The organism is Pandoraea sp. ISTKB, from assembly GCF_001721285.1.
In the GTDB taxonomy this organism is placed as follows: Bacteria; Pseudomonadota; Gammaproteobacteria; order Burkholderiales; family Burkholderiaceae; genus Pandoraea; species Pandoraea capi.
On the sequence record NZ_MAOS01000002.1, the window covers coordinates 99,853 to 120,894 of the forward strand.

Here is a 21,042-nt window from a genome sequence, read left to right on the forward strand (position 1 = left end):
AGAGTTGCGCCTTATGTCCTACGCCACGCCCACGCCGAGATAACGGTCCTTGACGACCTCGTCGGCGAGAAACGCGGCATTGTCCGCGCCGTACACGATCACGCCCTGCTCGACGATGTAATGCCGGTCGGCAAGCTGCGTGCAGACTTCCAGATTCTGTTCGACGAGCAGGATGGCCACGCCCGCCTGCTTGATGAGCTTCAACTGCGCGACGATCTCCTCGACGATCACCGGCGCAAGGCCTTCGACCGGTTCGTCGAGCATGAGCAGGCGCGGATGATTCATCAGTGCGCGTCCGATGGCGAGCATCTGCTGTTCACCCCCGGACAATTGCGCGCCGCCGTTCTTGCGACGCTCCTGCAAGCGCGGGAAGATGCGATAGATGTCGGCCAGTTGCCACGGCGAGTCGCGTCGCGCACCGAGCTTCAGATTCTCTTCCACGGTGAGCAGCTTGAAGATGCCGCGATGCTCGGGCACGAAGCAGACCCCGCGCGCCGCGATGCGATGCGCGGGCTGCCCGGCCACCGGCTTGCCCATGAACGTGATGCTGCCCGCCTTGGGCGGCACCACGCCGGCGATGGTCTTGAGCGTGGTCGACTTGCCCGCGCCGTTGCGACCCAGCAGCGTGACGAGTTCGCCGTCGCCGATGTTCAGCGACACGCCTTGCAGGATGTGGCTCTTGCCGTAATAGCTGTGAATGCCTGCGACGTCGAGAATCATGCGCGGCCTCCGGTGATCATGTTGCCGAGATAGGCGGCGCGCACACGGTCGTCGGCGCGAATGGCGTCGGGCTTGCCTTCGACGAGCACGCGACCCATCTGCATGACGGTGATCGTGTCGGAGATGTCCATCACGATGTTCATGTTGTGCTCGATCAGCACCACGGTGTGATCGTCGCGCAGCCCCCGGATGAGCTGCTTCATGTCGTCGAGATCGTCGATGCCCATGCCGGATGTCGGTTCGTCCAGAAAGATCGCTTTGGGACGTGCAGCGAGCGCCATGCCGACTTCGAGGCGTCGCTGCTGACCGTGCGAGAGCGAGCCTGCGGCGGTGTCGGCATGACGCGTGAGGGCAAGTCGTGTGAGCACGTCGTCCACGACGGAAGCGCACGCGCGCGGCCCGTCGGCCTTGCGCCAGGTCGACAGGGCGTGGCGCGGTGTGACGCCGAGCGCAGCGAGTCGCAGGTTCTCACGCACCGACAGGTTCTGGAACAGCGCCGTGACCTGAAACGAGCGGGCGATGCCGCGTTGCACGCGGCGGTAGTCGGCTTCAGAAGTGACGTCGTGTCCGTCGAACATAATGCGTCCGCCGGAGACCGGCACCGTGCCGGTGAGCATGTGAAACAGCGTGGTTTTGCCTGCGCCGTTCGGGCCGATGACGGAATGCACCGTGCGGGGCGCTACGCGCAGGTCGACGCCGTGCAGCGCAGTGAACTTGCCGTAGCGTTTGACGATGCCCGAGGCTTCGATGAGAGCGTCGCTCATGTCGGGTCTCCCTGCGTACTCTGTGTATCCAGTTTGCCGTCGGCCGCACGGCGTTTGCCGGCGATGCGATGCCACAGCGTCTCCCCCACACCCCACAGGCCGCGATGCATGAACAGACTCACCGCGATCAGCAGCAGGCCGAGCAGCAGCAGCCAGCGCGGCCAGAGGGTCGAGAGCCAGTCGGCGGCAAGCACGTAGAACGCGGCACCCAGCACCGACGCGAACAGGTTGCCCGTGCCGCCGATCACTGTCATCACGAGAATCATCTCGCTCGTGTGGTACTCGATGTTCGACAGCGGTGCGATGCCCGTCATCAATGCGTGCAGCGCGCCGGCGAGCGCCGTGACCGCGCCGGAGATGGCGAAGGCCACGAGCTTGAAGGTCTTCACGTGATAGCCGATAGCGGCGGCACGCGTCTCGTTGTCGCGAAGGGCGAGCAGCGTGCGTCCGAACACCGAGTCCGCCACACGCAGCAGCCAGGCGAAGACGATCAGGAAGACGACGGCCACGAAGGTGTAGTACTGCCAGGGTGTGTCGAGCGGGATCAGCGTCTTGCCGCCCAGCGTGAGCGACTTGCGCGGAATATCGAGCAGGCCGTTGTCGCCGCCCGTCCAGTCGGTTGCCGTGTACGCGAGGAAGTAGAACATCTGCGCGCAGGCGAGCGTGAGCATCACGAAGTAGGTGCCCTTCTGCCGGATCGCGAAGCTACCCACGATCGCGGCGATGGCCGCCCCGAGCACGATCGAGGCGACGATCGCCACCGGCATCGGCAACGACCAGCGCGTGAGCAGAATGCCCAGCGTGTAGCTGCCCAGACCGAAGAAGATGCCTTGTCCGAACGACAACAGACCCGTGTAGCCGAGCAGCAGGTTGCAGCCGAGTACGGCGAGCGCGTAGATCAGCACTTCGGTGGCGAGTGTGCCCGACGAGAGCGTGACCGGCAGGATCAGTGTGACGGCAGCGGCGAGCAGCCAAAAACGGTAACGTACCAGCATCATCCCCTCCCGAGCAGGCCGTGCGGGCGCATGAGCAGCACCGCCGCCATCGCCACGTAAATCATCAGTCGTGCGCCTTCCGGCCAGATCGTGCTCATCAGACTCTGCACGATGCCGATCACGAGGCCGCCCACGAGTGCGCCGGCAAAGCTGCCCATGCCGCCGATGACGACCACGACGAACGCAATGCCCAGCGCCTCGATACCCATGAACGGCTCGACACCGCGCACCGGCGCCGCCAGCACCCCGGCCAGTGCCGCCGTGCCTGCGCCCAGCGCGAAAGCGAAACTGAACACGCGAAACACGTTGATGCCGAGCAGCGACACCATTTCCGACGACTCGCTGCCCGCGCGCACCGCGCTGCCCAGTCGCGTGCCTTCGAGCAGCCACCACAGCACCACCGCGAAGACAGCCGTGAAACCGATGAGGAAAAGACGGTACTTCGGATAGATGAAGCTGCCCCACATGACCACGCCGTCGAGGATTTCCGGCACGGCGACGTTATCGCCGAGCGGCCCCCAGACGATGATCACCAGTTCCTGCACGACCAGTGCAAGACCCACGGTGACGAGGATGTGGAACTCATGTGCCTTCTCGTAGATATGCGAGAGCAGCACTTTCTCTGCGATCCACGCGAGCGCGCCCACGACGATCGGGCACACGATGAGCGCAAGCCAGAACGACATGCCCCATTGCAGCGCCTGATAGCAGAAGTAAGCACCGAGAAGATAGAAGGCGCCGTGCGCGAAATTCACGAAGCGCAGCAGGCCGAAGATGATCGACAGGCCGACGGCGAGCAGGAAGTACAACATCCCGATCCCGACGCCGTTGATGACTTGCAACAAATAGACGTTCATGCGCGTCCCGGAGAGCTTTGGTGCAGACGTGGAACACCTTGCGCCGGGCGACTCACGTCGCACGGCACAGACGACACATGCGGGGACCACGCAACGGGTCCCCGCGAGCGACAAACGACAGAACCGCCGGCACTTTGTCTTCTTTGTCTTATTACGTAGCGCGTACGGGTGAGCGTCGCGCTACGTGATCCGATGAGGTCTTGTATCGGCCTCGTCACAGTGCCGGTGCTTCGATGCGTCAGTACTTAAGTACGTCAGGCCATCTTGCACTCGGTCTTGTCGAGCGGCAAGAACGACTTCCCTGCGTTGACGATGTCGGCGTAGTCGTCGGCGTTCTTCATCTTCGCCTTTGCCTTGCCCTTGAGCAGATAGTAGTTCTTGAGCACCTGATGGTCGCCCTTGCGGATCTCTTCCGGTCCGGTGAGCCCGTCATACTTCATGCCTTCCATCGCGGCGATGACTGCCTTCGGATCGGCGCTGCCCGCCTTGATCATGCCGTCGAGCATGAGCTTGGTGCAGATGTACGAGCCGGCAAGGCTGTAGTTCGGGTTCTGTTTGAATCGTTCCTGCGTGCGCTTGACCAGATCGAGGTTGAGCGGCGAGGCCACGGCGTGCCAGTATTGCGCGCCGAAGTACACGCCGTCGCACAGGTCGGCGCCAAGCGTCTCGAACTGTTCCAGCCCCGATGCCCAGGCCATCAGGATCGTGCAGTTCTTCTTCATGCCGAAGCTCACCGCCTGACGCAGCGTGTCGGACGATTGCGAGCCGAAGTTCAGGATCAGCAGCACGTCCGGCTTCGCGGCAGCGGCGTTGGTGAGATAGCCCGAGAATTCCTTTTCCGTGAGCGAGTGGTAGCTGTTGCCCACGTGCTCGATGCCCTTTTCCTTGAAGATGTTCTTCGCAGCGGTGAGCAGCCCTTCGCCGAACACGTACTGCGGCGTGATCGTGTACCAGCGCTTGGCCTTGGGCATCGATTCGATGAGCGGACGCACCGTCTGTTCGATCGCACCGAAGGTCGGCACCGACCAGCGGAACGTAGACGGGTTGCAATCCTTGCCCGTGATTTCGTCGGCGCCTGCCGTGGTGATGAAGATGCCGCCGGCCTTCTCGGCTTCCTTGCCCATGGCAAGCGCCTCCGACGACAGAATGCCGCCGGCGAAGAAGCGAGCGCCCTTTTGCTGCGCGATTTCCTGCACGCGGCGGATCGCCGTGGCGGGCTTACCTTCGGTGTCCAGCGTGGTGTAGGCAAGCGGTCGGCCGAGTACCTTGCCGTACTGCTCGACGATGAGTTTCATGCCGAGGTCGGCAAACTTGCCGTTGGCGGCGAACGGCCCCGACATGGGCACCGGACAAGCCAGTTGAATGGCTCCGGTGCTTTGCGCGAACACGTCGCGAGCGGAGAACAGGGAGCCAGGCAGAGACGCCGCGGCGGCGAGCTTCAACAGTTCACGACGATTCAATTGGATCTCCATGCGGGGGAGGAATCGGACCTTATCCCTATCCGTCATATTTATCATGATAAATAGGATGGATTTGATCGTAGGTATAATGGTTTTTCGTGTCAATCGGAAAAAATTCCGATCGGGCGTGTCCGTACCGCGCTGTTGTACGCCAGGTATTACGCGGGTTTACGCGGATTTCGCACGACACCCGTCCGAACCGACTTCTGAGGCGCCACATGGCATTGGATGCGCAAACGGTGCGAGAACCGTTGGAAATCAAACAACAAAAACGTGGCGATCTGGTTGCGGAAGCCATCAAGCGTCTGATCACGGAAGGCAACCTGTTGCCCGGCGATCGGCTGCCACGCGAAGTCGAGTTGCAGCAGATGTTCGGCGTGTCGAAGAGCACGATTCGCGAAGCGCTCAAGTCGCTCGAAGTGCAGGGGCTCATCAAGGTGAGCACCGGACCGTCCGGTGGCGGCATGGTCGTGGAGGTGCCGCTGGAGCGCACGTTCCAGCTCTTGCAGAACTATCTCTTCTTCAAGGAAGTCAGCATCGACGACATCTATACGGTGCGTCAGTTGCTCGAACCAGAGCTGGCCGCCGGTGCCGTGCCGCATCTGACCGAAGCGGACTTCGCGGCGTTGGAGAACAACATGTCGTGTTGCAGTCCGGCGTCGCACGATCGCCGCGAGTTGCTGCGCCAGCGTCAGGCCGACGTCGACTTTCACGACATTCTTGCCGCCGCCAATCCCAACAGTTTCCTGCGCTTCACTTGCGAACTCGTCAACGAGATGATTCGCCAACTGATCGTGTTCGGGAACGAGACCCCGCGTCGCGAACACGAGAAGTTCGGCACGGCGAACGTCAACATCCATCGTCAGATTACCGATGCGGCGCGTGCCGGTGATGTCGCGCGTGTGCGTGAACTCATGCACTTCCACATGCAGGAAGCGCGCACCTATATCAAGCGCATGAACGGGAAACTGCGCGGGCGTCTGATTCTCGATTCGGATATCGCGGACATGCAGCAGCGTGTGCGTTCGCAGCTCGGCGCGAATGCGTCGCCGGTGTCGCGTCGGAAGGCGCCCGCGAAGGTCGCGGTGCAGGATGACGCGGCGACGCCGAAGCGCAGCACGCGCAAGGCGACCGACACGCAGGAAGCCTCGGGAGAAAGCCGCCGAAAACTGGCAGCGACGAAGACGACCAAGGTAACGAAGGCGACGAAGGCCGCGGTAACGAGGACAGCGACGACGAAGACAGCGACGGCCAGACGGGTTGAAACGTCGACGCCTTCGGCCACCCCGCGCAAGCGGCGTGCGCCTTCCGCCTGATCGGATTCGCACCGACGACGTCACGACGACGGCTTACCGCAGCCGTTCACAGACCCCTGGGCGAAGCCGGCGTCGTCAGAAGGCCGGGGGGTCCGCCAGATGGACGGTAAGCCGCTTGAGTGCACGCACCTGACGCAGCGCCACGCGCAGATCGCACGTCGAAATCAGGCCGATGCCGCCTTCGTCGTCGCCCAACGGCTGTCCGTCACGCTCATAGACGACCAGTGCGCCGACGCCAATCGGCGTGTTGTACAACTCATGCCAGGAGAACATGACGGTGTAGCCGTCAGCCCCTTGCGCCAGCACATAGGCTCGCGTGAAGTCGCGCGCCTGTGGCAGACGCCATTGCGCGACGTCGAGCAACGCGGTCAGTCGTACGCCCTTGTAGTCGCTTGCGCTGCGAACTTTGCGACCCGACAGGCAGACGACATCGAGCGGGCCGGTCAGTTGCGTCGGCAAGCGCATGAGCGCGCACAGATCGAAGGAGTGGCGACGTTTGACGGCGCCGGAGACGATGACTTCGCGTGACGTGAGCGGCGGTGTCACGTGCGAGGCGGATGATGCCGCAGGTCTCACGAGTGTGAGCGGCACGCCGTTGGCGGTGAGGCGGGCATCCGGCGCGCGCAGAGGGTCGATGGACATGGTGGATTCGGTATGTCGGCCTGGGGGAGCCGGTCGCCTCAATATAGCGGCCGGACTTCAGGCAGACATACGAAGTGCCTGATAGCGGCTATTCACGCGGCCTGAGGCGGGGGCGCATAGGCACTGGCTTGCCGATATTGCCGATTCGCCGGCAAGCCAGTGGGTGCCGCGTCTAGCTGCCGTAGCGCGCCGTGCGGGTGTTACGCGCGGCGACGTCGGCCAGCGTGGCGCGGGCTTCCTGAACGTCGGCGAGCGTCTCGCCGCCTTGCAGGGCGTCGAGAGCGTCGCGCAGCACGGACATGCATTCGGCGTCGCTCAGGCTGTCCGGTGAATTGACGCCGCCCAGCCGCAGCAAGCTGTGCGCGGCACGCAGCGTGAGCATCGGCGACGCCTGCGCACGCGCGACCTGCAAGGCGTGTTCGAGCCACGGACGCACGGCATCGTCAGGATGATGGCCTGCCCGCAGGAAATCGCCCTTCTGACGCAGGAACTCGGCTTGCCAGTGTCCATCGTTACGACGTGCCGACAAGTGTGCACCGCGCTCCGCGGCATGCAGACCAAGGGCGATGTCGCCCGTGCCCGCACACGCTTCGACGAGCAGGCCGAAGAACATGCCTTCGACGCCACCCATGATTTCGCTCAGACGGCCAACGCTGTCGGTGATGCGCTCCAATCCGTTCACGTCGCCACGCGAGGCGATCGCCCAGCCGCGAATCGTCTGGCCCGCGAGCGCCCACAGGGCAACACCGGTCTCGGAAGCCACTTCGGTCGCTTCGCTCGCCAGCGCTTCGGCCGGCGCGACTTCACGACGCAGACGTCGCAGCATCGCTGCGAACACCAGCGCGAAGGCGAAGGAATAGCGGCGGCCTTGCTGACGTCCCAGCGCGAGGGCGTCTTCGCTGGCAGCGAGCGACGCGTCGTGGCGTCCCGTGAACCAGTACGCCCACGACAGGAACGACAGACCGGTGATGCGCGCGTCTTCGCCAAGGCCGGTGTCCGCCCGCTCGGGACGATAGTGCGCGAGCCCGGTCTCCAGCGCGGCGATGGCGCCGCCGAAATCGCCGTGACAGCACAGGCTGTTGCCCAGCGCGTAATAGGCGTGCGCGAGCAGCGGCGACGAGCCGGCCTGTTCCGCAATGAGGATGAGCTTGCGCGCGAGATCGATGCTGCGCTCGAAGTCGCTCCACGAACTGGAGCCGAGCCACAGCCCCCAGTAGACAGGGAAGAGCGTGATGTCGTCGCCCATCGGCTGCGCGAGCGCCAGCGCCGTCTCGAAGTTGTGACGCGCCGGTTCCGAGCCATAGCCGTGCAACGAGACGAGCGGCACGCCCATCGCCATGCGCAGTTGCAGTTCGCGCGGTGCGGTCTGGGCGCTGGTGCCGGTCTGACGCAACACATCGAGCGCGCTTTGATAATGGGCGCAGGCTTCGCGAAACGCCTGACGTCCCGTCGCATACTCGCCTGCGAGACGATAGTGTTCGATGGCGGCGTCGGGTTCGTCGGCCTGACGGAAGTGCCAAGCGAGCACTTCGGGTTCGGTCTGCACCGAGTCGTGGTCGCGCATCGCCAGCGCGATACGACGGTGCGCGTCCTGCCGGCGCTCTTGCGGTTGTGCGTCGTAAGCGGCCTTGTGCAGCAGCGCGTGACGGAAGACGTAACGCCCGAGATCCTGACGCTGCACGAGGGCGCAGGCGACGAGCGTGTCGAGCGAGCGCTCCACGAGCGCCATCGAACGACCACTCGCGGCGGCCAGCAACTCGGCGTGGAACTCGTGACCGAGGCAGGACGCGAAGTGCGCGACCGGCTTGGCGCTGCCCGCAGCGTCGATGCGCGCCATCATCAGTTCCTGAAGGCTCGCGGGCATCGGCATGGCCGTCGCGGCATTGCGTCCGCCTTGCTGCGCCGCCGTGGCCCGCGCCAGCTCCTGAAGGAACAGCGGCACGCCTTCGGCCAGATGCACGATGCGCTCGCGCATGGCGGCGGGTAAGGCTACGCGAGGCGTTGCCGCGCGCACGATGGACGCGGCGGCGCCCGGGTCGAGCGGCGCGAGGTCGATGCGCCGCAAGCCGACGGTGTGCCGCCACGGCAACTCGAATTCGGGGCGCGCGCCCACGATCAGCAGACGTCCGCCCGGAGCGTTCTCGGCCATCGCAGCGAGCAATTCCTGCGTGGACGGATCGGCCCAGTGCGCGTCGTCGAGCACGATCACACCGCCGTCCGGCAGCAACGATGCGAGCAATGTCGGCGCTTCGTTGAGTACCGCCTGCTTCCATGCGTGAGGCACGTTGCCGTCGGCATGCATGTCGAACAGGGCGCGCAGACGACGATGGGCGAGCAGGGCGGGTTGGGGAAGCTGCGAAGCCTCCGCCGTCGATTGCGAGCGCAGCCAGCGGGCAATCGGATGGAACGGGGTGCCGGCGCCGTCTTGCGCGCATGCGAGATCGATGGAGCGCAACCCGCGCGCCTCGACGAAGTGACGCACCAGCGCTGTCTTGCCGATGCCGGCTTCGCCGATCACGAGGGCGAGCACGCCGTGGCCGGTGCTCGCGTCGCGCATCGCCGCGTGGGCGGCGGCGAGTTCGGCGAGGGCGGCGTCGCGCCCGAAGAGCATGGCGGCACGGCGACGCGAACGACGCTCGGGCGTGGGATCGGGATTGACGCGGAACACCGGAATTTCGCGATTGCCGTGACGCTCGCGCACGCTGCCGTGCCCCGTCGTCGCGATGGCAACGCCGATGAGGCGCTGCGTGGCGTCGCAGATCACGACTTCGCCGGGCAAGGCCATATCGGCGAGTTGCGTGGCGGAGCGCGAGACACGTCCGCCGGTGTCGGGACTGTCGTCTGCCGCCGAGCTGATGACGAGTCCGGTGTGAACGCCCACACCGATGCCCACGCGTACGGTGTTCGCCTGCGCGCAACGCATGGCGGCTTCGACGGCGTGACGTCCCGCGCCTTCCAGTGCGGTCGGGTAGCCGAAGTAGCCGAGCAGGCCGCCGGTCGGGGTGCGCAGGGTGTAGCCCCACGACTGACGCAGGATCGTTTCGCACTGCACGAGGGGCGGGCGCATCATCGCCACGAGCTGATCGGGATCGTCGACGCCGGTCGGCGCGAACTCGATGGCCACGACCGTGATCTGGCGACGCTCGGGGCCCGTTGCGCGCTGTTCGATGCGGGCGGGCGGGGTCTCGAGCAATTGCGTGAGCGCTTCGCCGGGCAACTCGCCGAGTTCTTCATGGAGGATGTCGCACAGCCGCCGGTATTCGGTTTCGGCGTCGTCGCGACGCCCGGCGCGCAGCAACAGTGCGAGCAGGCAATGCCAGCCGGTTTCGTCGAACGGCGCCAGTGCCACGAGCTGACGCGCATGCGCGAGCGCCTGATCGAGGTCGCCGAGTCGCGCGTAGCCGTCGGCCAGCAAGCGTTCGCCGAAGACACGGCGGCGCTGGTATTCGTCGCGCTGCAACTCGATCCACTGTTCGAGATCGGGCGTGTCGCGCACGGACAGCCCATGCAGGAACGGCCCCTGATAGAGCGCGACGGCGTCGGCCAGATGTTGCAGATGTGCGGCGAGATCCAGACCGGTGACGCCATCGAGCGTGCGATGGGCCTGCTCGATCATGCTGGCGAACACGTGGGCGTCGATCCAGAGCCCGGTCTCGGGGCGCAGACGCACGACCTGACGGTCGGATTCGAAGAGTTCGTCGCCGAGGGTGTCGCGCAGATGGAACAGCATGCGCTTGAGCTTGTCGCGTCCGCCCTGGCCGTCTTCATCGGGCCAGAACAGGTCGGCCAGCGCGCCGCGTGTGTGATAGCCCGGTTGCAGGGCGAGATAGGCGAGCAGGCCGCGCGCTTTCGTGTACTTCACGGCGCAGGCCTGTTTGCCTTGTTCGACCCGCATCGGTCCGAGCAGGTAGAGCGATCTGTTGGCTTGCATTGTCCCTGGACGGCAAATAAGCAAAACCGGCGGGCCTCGCGGGCGTTCGCCGGTGCTGCGAATTTCATGATGTCATCGCGTCAGATCGACGCACCCGAAGCCCGCGTGACAGTCGATGCTGCCGTCGGGAACCGGATCGCGACCAAGCTGGCGAGACGCCAAGGCCGTTCCGGGGGGGCTCCGGCCGAATGCTTTAGGTATTACATACGGAAGTATAAACAGGAGTATGAAATCCGTCGGAAATACCTTCAAAAATCATCCGTGATTACCCGCAGGGAAAAATGGCGTGACGATCAGGCCGGGGCTTGCCAGATGGTTGCATCGGCCGCGTCGACGCGTTTGGGCAACAACCCCGCCTGCGTGAAGACGTCGGCGATGCGCTGCTGTTCGGCGATGGCGTCGCGCACCACCGGCTGCACGTCGTAGCTGCGTCGCTTGTTGGCGGCTTCGACGGTGGCGGCGTCCAGGCCCCACACCGGTGCGAGTTGTGCCGCCGCTTCGCGTGGGTTGGTGCGTACCCACTGACCCGTCTCGCGCAACACGCGATAGACCTCGCGCAGCACGACGTCATGGTCGCGCGCGAAGGCAGGCGTGGCGAGGTAGTAGCGTTGATAGCCCGCGAGGCCGCGTGCGGTGGTCAGCGTGCGCACTTTGTCCTGACGCTCCACGCTGGCCACGAACGGATCCCACGTGACCCAGGCGTCGACGTTGCCGCTCGCGAAGGCGGCGCGTCCGTCGGCCGGGGTGAGATAGGCGGGCTGCACGTCGTTGATTCGCAGACCAACACTTTGCAAGGCCGCGATGAGCAGATAGTGCACACCCGCACCCTTCGTCACGGCGATGCGTTTGCCTTTGAGCTCCGAGAGCGTTTTGATGGGTGAATTCTGCGGCACCAGAATCGCCTCGGCGTCCGGCGACGGTGTTTCGCGCGCGACGTAGGCGATGCGCGCGCCGGCGGCCTGTGCGAACACCGGCACCGTGTCGGCGACGTCTGCCGAGAAGTCGATGCTGCCCACATTGAGGGCTTCGAGCAGCGGCAGTCCGCTCGTGAATTCGTGCCACGTGAGCGTGACACCCAGCGGGGCGAGCGCCTGCGCCAGCGTGCCGCGTGTCTTGGCGAGCACGGTCAGCGTCGACGACTTCTGATAGCCGATGCGCAGGGTGAGCGGTGCGCCTGCCGCGCGGGCTTCGCGGCTGTGGGTCAGGGCGCCGGCAATGCCCAGCGCGCCGAGCGAGTGAAGTGCGCCCCCCGCGAGCACGGCCGTGCCCGTGCGCCGGAGAAAGCGGCGGCGGGAGACGTGTTGCGGATTGGTGTCATCGGCATCACCGGCGACAGCAGTGGACGGTGACTGAGCAGACGTGAAGGAAGCGGAAACGGAGTCGGGCTGGCGGGTCATGAGCGAAGCGAGGTGACGACGATGGCCGAAGGATTCGGAAGAACTCGCCTTGTATCGCGATGTCCCGTCCCGGCGCCAATAAGCGATCCGACTTTGCATAGCGAGGTGGCCGTCATATGGATATTCGTTTTGCCGTGTCACGCGCCCGATTGACCCGTCTCGGCCATCTCACGATTGGCGCCTCTCCCAATGCCCGCAACCCCTTGATATCGACAGTCGAAACCGACGCGTGTCGCTAAAAATCGCCTGAATGGCCGAAAGTTCCCCGGCCGTTGCGTCCGCGCCCTTAGGGAAAACCCGTACTTCGAGATGCCGAAGCCGGGAAATAGCGATTCGGTGTCGACAAAACAATTCGAATGCTTTCATCGCCTTACCTCACATACGCACCATTTGGGTGCTGATGTGTTACGACGTATTACAAAATGTCTTGAGAATTCATAGGGTTACCGTCGTACAGGTGTCTTGTAATGAAAATCATTCTTATTTATATTCGCGCCCCAGATTGTTCCCTATGCATTTCCGCTCATTCCGTTAGGACGCACCTGAACATCATGATGCAACGCAAGCCGCTGGCTCTGGCGATGATGGCGCTCTTCGCCGCGCCGCTCGCCGTTACCTATGCCTCACCCGCGATGGCGCAGAGCACCGCGCCCAATGCTGCCGCAACGCCGGATGCCAAATCTGCGGGTTCCGCCGCTGCGCCTGCCGCACCGGCCGCCGCGTTGCCGCAGACTGACGTCTCGGGAGCCTCGATTCGCGAGGAGTATCAACGCGACATATCGAGCGTTGGCGGCAAGGTGCCCACGGCGATTCGCGACATTCCGCAATCGGTGACGGTCATCGACAAGGCGGTGATGCAGGCACAGGGCGCCACGTCGTTCTCCGACGCGTTGCGCAACTCGCCGGCCATCACGCTCGGCGGCGCAGAGGGCGGTCAGATCGGCAACAACATCAACCTGCGGGGCTTCTCGGCGCGTACCGACATCTATCTCGACGGCTTCCGCGATCGCGGTCAGTACTATCGCGATACGTTCTATCTCGACTCGATCGAAGTGCTCGAAGGTCCGTCGTCGATGCTCTTCGGCCGCGGCTCGACCGGCGGCGTGATCAATCAGGTGAGCAAGCAGGCCAACCTCAAGCCGCTCAACGAAGTCTCCGGCACCATCGGTACCAATGACCGTTATCGCGGCTCGTTCGACTTCAACCGTCCGCTCTCGGATACCGCCGCCTTCCGTATCAACGGCTTCGCGCAGGACATTCACACCACGCGCGACGTCATGTACAACCAGGACTGGGGCGTCGCACCGACGCTCAAGCTCGGTATCGGTACCCCCACGGAAATCACGCTCTCCGCGCTGATCGAACATAACCGCGACATGCCGGACTACGGCATCGTCGGCTACAACGGCAACCCGCTGCCTGTCTCGAAGAACCAGTTCTACGGCCTGACGACCGACCGCACGGTGCAGGACGTGTTGAGTGTCTCGGCGAAGATCAAGCACCGGGTCGACGACAGCCTGACGATCACCAACCAGACGCAATACAGCCGCTATGTGATCGACGCCATCGAAACGTCGTCGCACGCGGTCGGCATTTCCAACGGCAAGGGCGGCTTCACGGCGCTCCCGGTAGGGCCCACTGCAGGCATTCCGTCGTACTCGCTCGATCAGTTGTTCGTGCAGTTGCAAAGTCATGATCGTCAGATCACCGACACCGCGCTGTTCAACCAGACCGACATCGTGAAGAAGTTCGATACCGGGCCGTTCAAGCACACGCTGATCGCCGGGGCGGAACTCGGTCGCGACACGTACGAGAACCAGACGTACCTGCGCACCGGCGCCGGTCAGGCGTCCGGTTTCCTCGGCTGGATTCCTGCCAACAGCACGGCGTACTTGTCGAGCCTGCCGAATGTGACGACGTCCACCGGCAACCTCGCGCAGGGGTCGGCCGAGACGGTCGCGTTCTACGCGAACGACACGCTTGAGCTCAACAAGCACTGGAAGGTCGTGGGCGGGCTGCGCTGGGATCGTTACAAGGCGCAGTTGTCGAACACCATCAGTGCGCCGGGTTACTCGACGCAGACCGTCAGCTACACGAGCGTTCGTACTGGCCTGATCTATCAGCCGAGCGAGGCGCAGTCGTACTACTTCTCGTACGGCACGTCGTTCGACCCGTCGCTCGAAGCGCTGACCGTCACGAACAATACGCAGGCGTTGCCGCCGGAGACGAACGAGTCGTTCGAGGTCGGCAGCAAGTGGAATCTGTTCGACGACAACCTCTCGATCAACACTGCGCTGTTCCAGGTGACGAAGAACAACGCGCGCACGCAGACCGGTACCTCGGGTGAATTCACGAACGCGGGCAAGGTGCGCATTCGTGGCGCGGAAGTGAGCGCCACGGGCCATATCACGTCGAACTGGCAGGTGATGGGCGGCTACATGTTCCTGAATTCGCAGGTCGTTCAGGCGAACGACGGCACGCAGGGCAATGTGCTCGCCAACACCCCGCGTCACTCGCTGACGCTGTGGTCGACGTACACGCTGGGGCATTGGGAAGTGGGCGGCGGCATGAACTACATGTCGATGCGTTACGCGGCGAACACGAACCTGATTCGGGTCGGCGGCTACACCCGCTGGGACGCCACGGTGGCGTATCATCAGCCCAAGTACGACATTCGTTTCAACCTGCTCAACGTCTTCAACAAGACGTATTGGGACGGGCTGATTCAGTCGGACGGTGGCCGTGCCACGCCGGGGATCGGACGTACGGCGTTGCTCACGGGCACTTATCGTTTCTGATTGCTTCTGACGTCGTTTCCGATACGGCTTCCGCTCTCGAAGGACACCCGCCGATGCTGCTGCGCATACCCAACGTTCTCTCCGTCGATCAGGTGCGATGGGTTCGCACGAAACTCGACAACGCGGGCGACGCCTGGGTCGACGGGCTGGCCACGGCGGGTTATCAGGGCGCGCCCGTCAAGCAGAACCAGCAGATCGATGAACGCTCGGCCGTCGCCCGCGAGTTGGGCGACGTGATTCTTGGCGCACTGGAGCGTAATCCGTTGTTCATCAGCGCTGCGCTGCCGAACAAGGTCTACGCGCCGATGTTCAACCGCTACGGCGAAGGCATGCACTTCGGCAATCATGTGGACGGCGCGATTCGTCTGCAACCGGGCAGCGGCATGCGCATTCGCACGGACATCTCGGCGACGCTGTTTCTTGCGTCTGCCGAGGAGTACGACGGCGGCGAGCTCGTCATCGAGGATCAGTACGGTGCGCATCAGGTCAAGCTGGCGGCGGGCGACATGGTGCTGTATCCGGCGACGAGTCTGCATCGCGTCAATCCGATCACGCGTGGTGTGCGTGTCGGCTGTTTCTTCTGGGTGCAGAGTCTGGTGCGCGACGACACGCAGCGCACGCTGCTCTTCGACATGGACAATGCGATCCAGCGGTTGAATTCGACCGGTGCGGACGAGATGGCGCGTCGCACGCTCGTTGGCTGTTATCACAACCTGCTGCGGGTCTGGAGCGAGACCTGAACGAAAAAACGCCCGCCCCCGGTGAAGGGGACGGGCGTTCCACAACATGCCGGGCAGGCGTGCCCGGCGGCGCTGGCCTCGCGCTTATTGTGCCTGGCCGGCAGGGGCCGGTGCCGGGGTCGGCGCCGGTGCACCCTTGTGCATCTGGCCACGATGCTGCATTGCCTTGTCGTGCCACGCCTTCATCTTGGCCCAGCGCGCTTTGATGGCATTGCTGACGATCGTCTTCTGATCGTTGTTCAGGCCGTTATAGACATTCAGCCATGCATCTTCGGTCTGGCTGCGAAGCTGGCGGTTCTGATCGAATACCTTCTCGCGCGCGGCACGCATGCCGGCCAGATCCAGCACCTGCTGATCCTTCGTCTGCGCGATCATCTGACGGAATTGCTCGCCGTTCTTACGCATGGCGTCGCGATTCTGCTTCGAGGTCGCAACGGCCTGTTGCCACGCCTGTTCCTGCTGGGCGTTGAGCTTCAGTTGATCGTGCAGTTTGCTGATGTTACCCAGCCCCCAGGGGCCGTGGTCGCCGCGCATGTGGTGCATGGCAGCGTGCGGTCCGGTGGCCGGCGCAGGGGCGTCTGCGGCATGGGCGACGCCGAACATCGCGGTGGCGGCAACGATGGCCGACGCGGCGGCGATCTTCAGTTTGCGCATGGTGTTCACTCCTTTTGATACTGCCGGAATTGGCAGTTTCAGAGTAAGTCATCAGCCAGCCTAACAAGTTGCAAAGTGCAACGGCTGTATTACCCCACGTTACCAGCGCCCGCGTTCGCAACATTCGGAAACGACTCGGCCCGCCTTGCGTCCATTTCCGACGCGTAGCGGGCCGCATGACAATCGCACGACACGGCGTACGACGATCAGTTCCCCCGGTTCCTCTCAGTGCCTTTCAGGGCAGAGAAGGCGGGCAGGGCGGGGTGGATCAGTCCCACGCGCCGCGTCCGCCCGACACGCTGTAGCGACCCGCGCCGAACAGGATCACGCACAGGCCCATGAACAGATAGAAGCCCTGCAATTCCAGCGCCCAGCCGCCGGTCTTCGACAGATCGCCCAGTTGGCTCAGGTGAACCAGCGAGAAGGCGACGAGCATGTTGCCCACGACGAGCAGGCCGCCCAGACGGGTGAGCACGCCGAGAATCAGCAGAACCGGTGCGAGCACTTCACCCAGATAGGCACCGTAGGCGAGAAACGACGGCAGACCGTGCGACGTGATCATGCCCTCGATAAAGCCCACACCGTTGATGACTTTGCTGACGCCGTGAAACAGCAGCAGGATACCGAGGGTAAGACGCAGGATCAGTTTGCCGAGATCGTCTCTGGTGCTCTGCATGGTGAAGGCTCCTTCTTGACTCGCGTGTTCGCGTAAGGGGGCTGACAGGTTCTAAAGTGGCGCGCTTATCCGTCCAGACGGACAGGGCGTGCCGGCCAAATGGGCACCACTGTATCAAATCGTTACGGCGCTGTCTGCGGGTGCCCCAATGATTTCATGGACATAGCGCCGGAGGCCCATCCCGGCCCGATTACAAGCCGTTACTTTTCGGACTGCCGCGTTACACGACGGCTGTCGGCGGACGGCTCGCCGGCTTCGTTAATCCGCATAAGGACGCAGCAAATTCGCCGGCAATCCCGCCAGCAGGCCCAGTCCCCGTCGAATTTCCGACACCGCTTAAACGCCAAAAGATATAAGGATTCCATCATGAACGTCCGTAAAACTCTGATCCTGAGCGCTGTGACCCTGGCCTTCGGTGGTGTGTTCGCTTCGCAGGCGTTCGCACAGAGCACTGCGACCGAAACGTCGCGCGACATCAATCAGCAGCAGCGCATCGAGAACGGTCTGAAGAGCGGTCAGTTGACTACCAAGGAAGCGTCGAGCCTGGAGAAGGGCGAAGCGAAGATTGACAAGATGCAGGCGCACGCCGACAAGACCGGCGACACCGCGGCGCAGAAGGCCCGCATCGCCAACGCGCAGAACAAGGAAAGCGCGAAGATCGAACAGCTCAAGCACAACGATCGCGTGGCGAACCCGACGTCGAAGTCGTCCGAGCGTTTGCAGTCCGATGTACAGCGCAACGTGAATCAGGAAAAGCGTATCGCGCAAGGTCAGGCCGCCGGCACGTTGAACAACAAGCAGGTCGGCAGTCTCGAGAAAGGGCAAGCCCATGTCGACGCAGCCGAGGCTAACGCAGCGAAGAACGGACACGTGGGCGCGGGCGAGCAGGCCGGGGTTCAGCATCGTGAGAACAAGCAGAGCCAGCGCATTCATCAGGACAAGACCAACGGCTAAGCGTTCGGTATTGACCATCCCTTCGTAGTCCCCAGCGCCACCCGCCGAGCGGGTGGCGCTGTTGTTTTGCGGCTATCATCGGCGTCACGACGCGGCGCGTTCGAAGTACCGCAGACATGTCCCGCAAAACATGTGCGGGTGTTCGGCGCTTGCTGCAACGGGCAACGATAACGTCAGGACGATGGAGGATGGATCAGGATGGAGCTGGTGCAAGCACAGAAGATGCTCGAAGAACTCGTCTCGCCATGGGTGCGGCAGTTGAATTTGCAGATCGAGGCGGTCGGGCCGGAGGAAAGTGAGTTGCGGCTGCCGTTCGACGCGGCATTCAAGCACGGTGGCGGGGTGATCTGCGGGCAGACGTTCATGGCCGTGGCCGACACCGCGATGGTGGTGGCGTTGTCCGCCGCGCTCGGCGGCTTCCAGCCGATGACGACCGTCACGCTCAACACGCAGTTCATGCGACCCGTGACGGACGGCGATCTGCGCGTGATCGCGCGAATTCTGCGTCGCGGCAAGAATCTGGTGTTCGGCGAGATCGAGATTTTCGATGCGCAGGGCAAGATGGCCGTGCACGCGACCACGACCTACGCGTTGCTCTGAGCACGCATTAGCCATCCATCGCCGGGTGACGCGGCTAGCCAGCATCGGGGGACCAGGTGTTCGATCAGATCGTATTTGCCGGCGGCGGGAATCGCTGCTGGTGGCAGGCAGGATTCTGGGAGCGGGTGGCGCGCGACGTGCCACTGCGTCCCCGTGTCATCACGGGCATTTCAGCCGGCGCGGCCACGGCCTGCATGCTGCACATGCGGGCCTCGGACTGGGTGATGGATTACTACCGTCAGGCGCTCGCGAACAACCGGAAGAATGCTTACTGGGGCAATCTGCTGCGCCGTGAGCGGGTGTTTCCGCATTACCGTATCTACCGGCAGGCGCTGCTCGACATCTACGACGGTCAACTGGACAAACTTGCCGCGGGTCCCGAGATTCGGGTGGGCGTGTCGCACATCCCGCGCTGGCTCGGACCTCGCACGGCGACGGCGGCCGGACTGGTCGCTTACAACATCGATAAACATTGGCGTCGCACGCTGCATCCGACGCTCGCACGCAGTCTCGGGTTTCGTCCCGAATTCGTGCGGGCGCAGGACTGCCGGACGACGGCGGAGCTTGCCGATCTGATGCTGCAATCGTCCTGCACCCCGCCGTTCACCCCGATCTTGCGACGCGAGGGACGCGCGGTGCTCGACGGCGGCATGGTCGACAACGTGCCCGTCGATGCCCTGGATGCGACGCCGGGGCAAGTGTTGGTGCTAGTCACGCGACGCTATCCGCGTCCGCAGATTTTCACGCAGCACCACGGCGGGCAGGACCGGCTGTATGTGCAGCCGTCCGAGCCCGTGCCGATTTCCAGTTGGGATTACACGCGGCCCGAGATGATGGGGCCGGCGTTCGCGTTGGGACGCAAGGATGGCGAGACGTTCCTGCGGCATCTGGAGACGATGCGATAACGTTGTCGCGTCACCGCGTCACCGCGTCATCGTCGGTCGCGTGCCGGGCATTGCACGCAGAGCGCCGGGACGCGGTGGCTGGATCCGGCAGGCCAGACTCGATGAGTCTGACTTAGTGAGCCAAATTCAGTGAGCCAGACTCAGTGCGCCAAACTCAGCGCCCGAAGCCGAGCAGTGCGGCGGGGTTCGCCACGTGTGAGCGGTCGCCGTTCAGGAAGTTGACGATGTTCTCGAACGCCACGCGGAAGTACAGTTCGTAGCTTTCGCGCTCCACATACCCGATGTGCGGCGTGCAGACACAGTTCTCCAGACGCAGCAGCGGGTTGCCTTGCAGAATGGGTTCGCTTTCGAAGACGTCGATGGCCGCCATGCCCGGACGCGCCCGGTTCAGCGCGGTAATCAGCGCGTTTTCCTCCACCAGTTCCGCTCGGCTCGTGTTCACGAACAGCGCGGTCGGTTTCATCTGCAACAAGTCTTCGAGTTTGACGAGATGACGCGTCTCGTCATTCAGACGCAGGTGAAGCGAGAGCACGTCGCTTTGCGTGAAGAGTTCTTCCTTGCTGTTCGCCACGCGCAGGCCGTCGGCGGCAGCGGCCTCGCGCGAGCCTTCACGACCCCACACCATTACTTCCATGCCGAACGCCTTGCCATAACCGGCGACGAGTCGGCCGATCTTGCCGTAGCCCCAGAGGCCGAGCGTTTGACCGCGCAGCACCTGACCGAGCCCGAAGTTCGGCGGCATGCTCGACGACTTCAGTCCCGACTGCTGCCATGCGCCGTGCTTGAGGCTGGAGACGTACTGCGGAATGCGACGCTGGGCGGCCATGATGAGCGCCCAGGTGAGTTCTGCCGGTGCGATAGGGGAGCCGACACCTTCGAGCACGGCCACGCCGCGTGCGGTGCAGGCGTCGATGTCGATGTGATTGCCCGCACGCCCGGTCTGGCTGATGACACGCAGGCGGGGCAGCTTGTCGATGAGTTGTGCCGTGATGGCGGTGCGTTCACGGATCAAAACGAGCACTTCGGCTTCGCCGACCCGGGCGGCGAGCTGCCCGACGCCCTTCACCGTGTTGTTGAAGACCTTGACGTCATGACCGGCCAATAGAGAGAAGCAATCGAGCTTGCGAACGGCATCCTGATAGTCGTCGAGAATGGCAATTTTCATGGCAAAACGTAATCGATTCTGCGCAGAACGACGGCGTTCTGCGCAGACGGAACAATCGTCGGAGCCTGTCCCGATGGACAGGCCTACTTGTTCTTGACGTGGGCGGCTCCAGCCGGGACGAGCCCTGCGCCAGCCTTGTTGCGACGCAGCACCGGCGCAATTTATGCGGTGGTATGCTGACGCCTCGTTTTGCATAGTATGGCAGGTGTCCTGGCAACCATGGCGAAACCGCCTAAACACAATGGCGAAAAATCGAACCCACCCCGCAAAAGCAAGTCGGAACCGGTGAGCGAGACGCCTGATGCGCACGTATCGTTGCGCGTGTTGCCCCCTGCCTCCTCGTATGTTTCGTGCGTGTCGCCGTGCGCGTCTTCCGATGTTCCGGACGTGTATGGCTTGCACCACGTTCCGTATCTCTGGCGGCCCGAGTCGGCGTGCGCGCAAGCGCGATATGCCGACGATGTGTGC

16 protein-coding genes and 1 pseudogene are annotated in these 21,042 nt (G+C 63.7%); 6 read left to right on the top strand and 11 right to left on the bottom strand.

Annotation, left to right across the window (positions count from 1 at the left end; translation table 11 throughout):
• Positions 1 to 18: 18 nt before the first annotated feature.
• From A9762_RS02875 to A9762_RS02895, 5 genes are all read right to left on the bottom strand, one after another.
• A complete protein-coding gene (locus A9762_RS02875) occupies positions 19 to 720 on the bottom strand; it encodes an ABC transporter ATP-binding protein (RefSeq protein WP_069340544.1) in 702 nt (233 codons plus the stop codon).
• Complete coding sequence (locus tag A9762_RS02880; protein ID WP_069340545.1) at positions 717 to 1,484, bottom strand: ABC transporter ATP-binding protein; 768 nt, start codon at positions 1,482 to 1,484, stop codon at positions 717 to 719. The genes A9762_RS02875 and A9762_RS02880 overlap by 4 nt, the downstream gene beginning before the upstream one ends.
• Entirely contained in the window at positions 1,481 to 2,479 is a 999-nt protein-coding gene (locus A9762_RS02885; protein WP_083253577.1) for a branched-chain amino acid ABC transporter permease, read from the bottom strand. The genes A9762_RS02880 and A9762_RS02885 overlap by 4 nt, the downstream gene beginning before the upstream one ends.
• Positions 2,479 to 3,336: a branched-chain amino acid ABC transporter permease gene (locus A9762_RS02890; RefSeq protein ID WP_069340547.1), complete on the bottom strand. Its 858-nt coding sequence runs from the start codon at positions 3,334 to 3,336 to the stop codon at positions 2,479 to 2,481. The genes A9762_RS02885 and A9762_RS02890 overlap by 1 nt, the downstream gene beginning before the upstream one ends.
• Positions 3,337 to 3,590: 254 nt before the next feature.
• On the bottom strand, positions 3,591 to 4,796 hold the full coding sequence (locus A9762_RS02895; protein ID WP_069340608.1) for an ABC transporter substrate-binding protein: 1,206 nt from the start codon (positions 4,794 to 4,796) through the stop codon (positions 3,591 to 3,593).
• Positions 4,797 to 5,014: 218 nt separating this feature from the next.
• On the opposite strand from A9762_RS02895, the pseudogene A9762_RS02900 reads away from it, so the two are divergent.
• Positions 5,015 to 5,830, top strand: a pseudogene (locus tag A9762_RS02900) (FadR/GntR family transcriptional regulator); the annotation flags it as partial.
• A 357-nt stretch (positions 5,831 to 6,187) separates the two neighbouring features.
• Here the strand turns inward: A9762_RS02900 and A9762_RS02905 are convergent.
• The 3 genes from A9762_RS02905 to A9762_RS02915 all read right to left on the bottom strand — a co-directional run bounded on the left by A9762_RS02905 (position 6,188) and on the right by A9762_RS02915 (position 12,082).
• On the bottom strand, positions 6,188 to 6,754 hold the full coding sequence (locus A9762_RS02905; RefSeq protein WP_069340548.1) for a molybdopterin-dependent oxidoreductase: 567 nt from the start codon (positions 6,752 to 6,754) through the stop codon (positions 6,188 to 6,190).
• 172 nt (positions 6,755 to 6,926) lie between these two features.
• Complete coding sequence (locus tag A9762_RS02910) at positions 6,927 to 10,685, bottom strand: AAA family ATPase (protein WP_069340549.1); 3,759 nt, start codon at positions 10,683 to 10,685, stop codon at positions 6,927 to 6,929.
• Between the two features lie 293 nt (positions 10,686 to 10,978).
• Positions 10,979 to 12,082 (bottom strand): aliphatic sulfonate ABC transporter substrate-binding protein, encoded by a 1,104-nt coding sequence (locus A9762_RS02915; protein WP_083253578.1) that lies wholly within the window; start codon positions 12,080 to 12,082, stop codon positions 10,979 to 10,981.
• 551 nt (positions 12,083 to 12,633) lie between these two features.
• Here A9762_RS02915 and A9762_RS02920 point away from each other — a divergent pair.
• Complete coding sequence (locus A9762_RS02920) at positions 12,634 to 14,880, top strand: TonB-dependent siderophore receptor (RefSeq protein ID WP_069340550.1); 2,247 nt, start codon at positions 12,634 to 12,636, stop codon at positions 14,878 to 14,880.
• 53 nt (positions 14,881 to 14,933) lie between these two features.
• Positions 14,934 to 15,620 (top strand): Fe2+-dependent dioxygenase, encoded by a 687-nt coding sequence (locus tag A9762_RS02925; protein WP_069340551.1) that lies wholly within the window; start codon positions 14,934 to 14,936, stop codon positions 15,618 to 15,620.
• Between the two features lie 84 nt (positions 15,621 to 15,704).
• On the opposite strand, the gene A9762_RS02930 is transcribed toward A9762_RS02925, so the two are convergent.
• On the bottom strand, positions 15,705 to 16,274 hold the full coding sequence (locus A9762_RS02930; protein ID WP_069340552.1) for a periplasmic heavy metal sensor: 570 nt from the start codon (positions 16,272 to 16,274) through the stop codon (positions 15,705 to 15,707).
• A gap of 268 nt (positions 16,275 to 16,542) precedes the next feature.
• A complete protein-coding gene (locus tag A9762_RS02935; RefSeq protein WP_069340553.1) occupies positions 16,543 to 16,950 on the bottom strand; it encodes a DoxX family protein in 408 nt (135 codons plus the stop codon).
• A 366-nt stretch (positions 16,951 to 17,316) separates the two neighbouring features.
• On the opposite strand from A9762_RS02935, the gene A9762_RS02940 reads away from it, so the two are divergent.
• From A9762_RS02940 to A9762_RS02950, 3 genes are all read left to right on the top strand, one after another.
• Positions 17,317 to 17,904, top strand: coding sequence for a hypothetical protein (locus A9762_RS02940; protein WP_069340554.1), 588 nt, complete (start codon positions 17,317 to 17,319; stop codon positions 17,902 to 17,904).
• Positions 17,905 to 18,102: 198 nt separating this feature from the next.
• On the top strand, positions 18,103 to 18,504 hold the full coding sequence (locus A9762_RS02945; protein ID WP_069340555.1) for a PaaI family thioesterase: 402 nt from the start codon (positions 18,103 to 18,105) through the stop codon (positions 18,502 to 18,504).
• A gap of 56 nt (positions 18,505 to 18,560) precedes the next feature.
• Positions 18,561 to 19,409: a patatin-like phospholipase family protein gene (locus A9762_RS02950; protein ID WP_069340556.1), complete on the top strand. Its 849-nt coding sequence runs from the start codon at positions 18,561 to 18,563 to the stop codon at positions 19,407 to 19,409.
• A gap of 154 nt (positions 19,410 to 19,563) precedes the next feature.
• Here A9762_RS02950 and A9762_RS02955 read toward each other — a convergent pair whose 3' ends face one another.
• Positions 19,564 to 20,574, bottom strand: coding sequence for a D-2-hydroxyacid dehydrogenase family protein (locus A9762_RS02955; protein ID WP_069340557.1), 1,011 nt, complete (start codon positions 20,572 to 20,574; stop codon positions 19,564 to 19,566).
• Between the last annotated feature and the right edge of the window lie 468 nt (positions 20,575 to 21,042).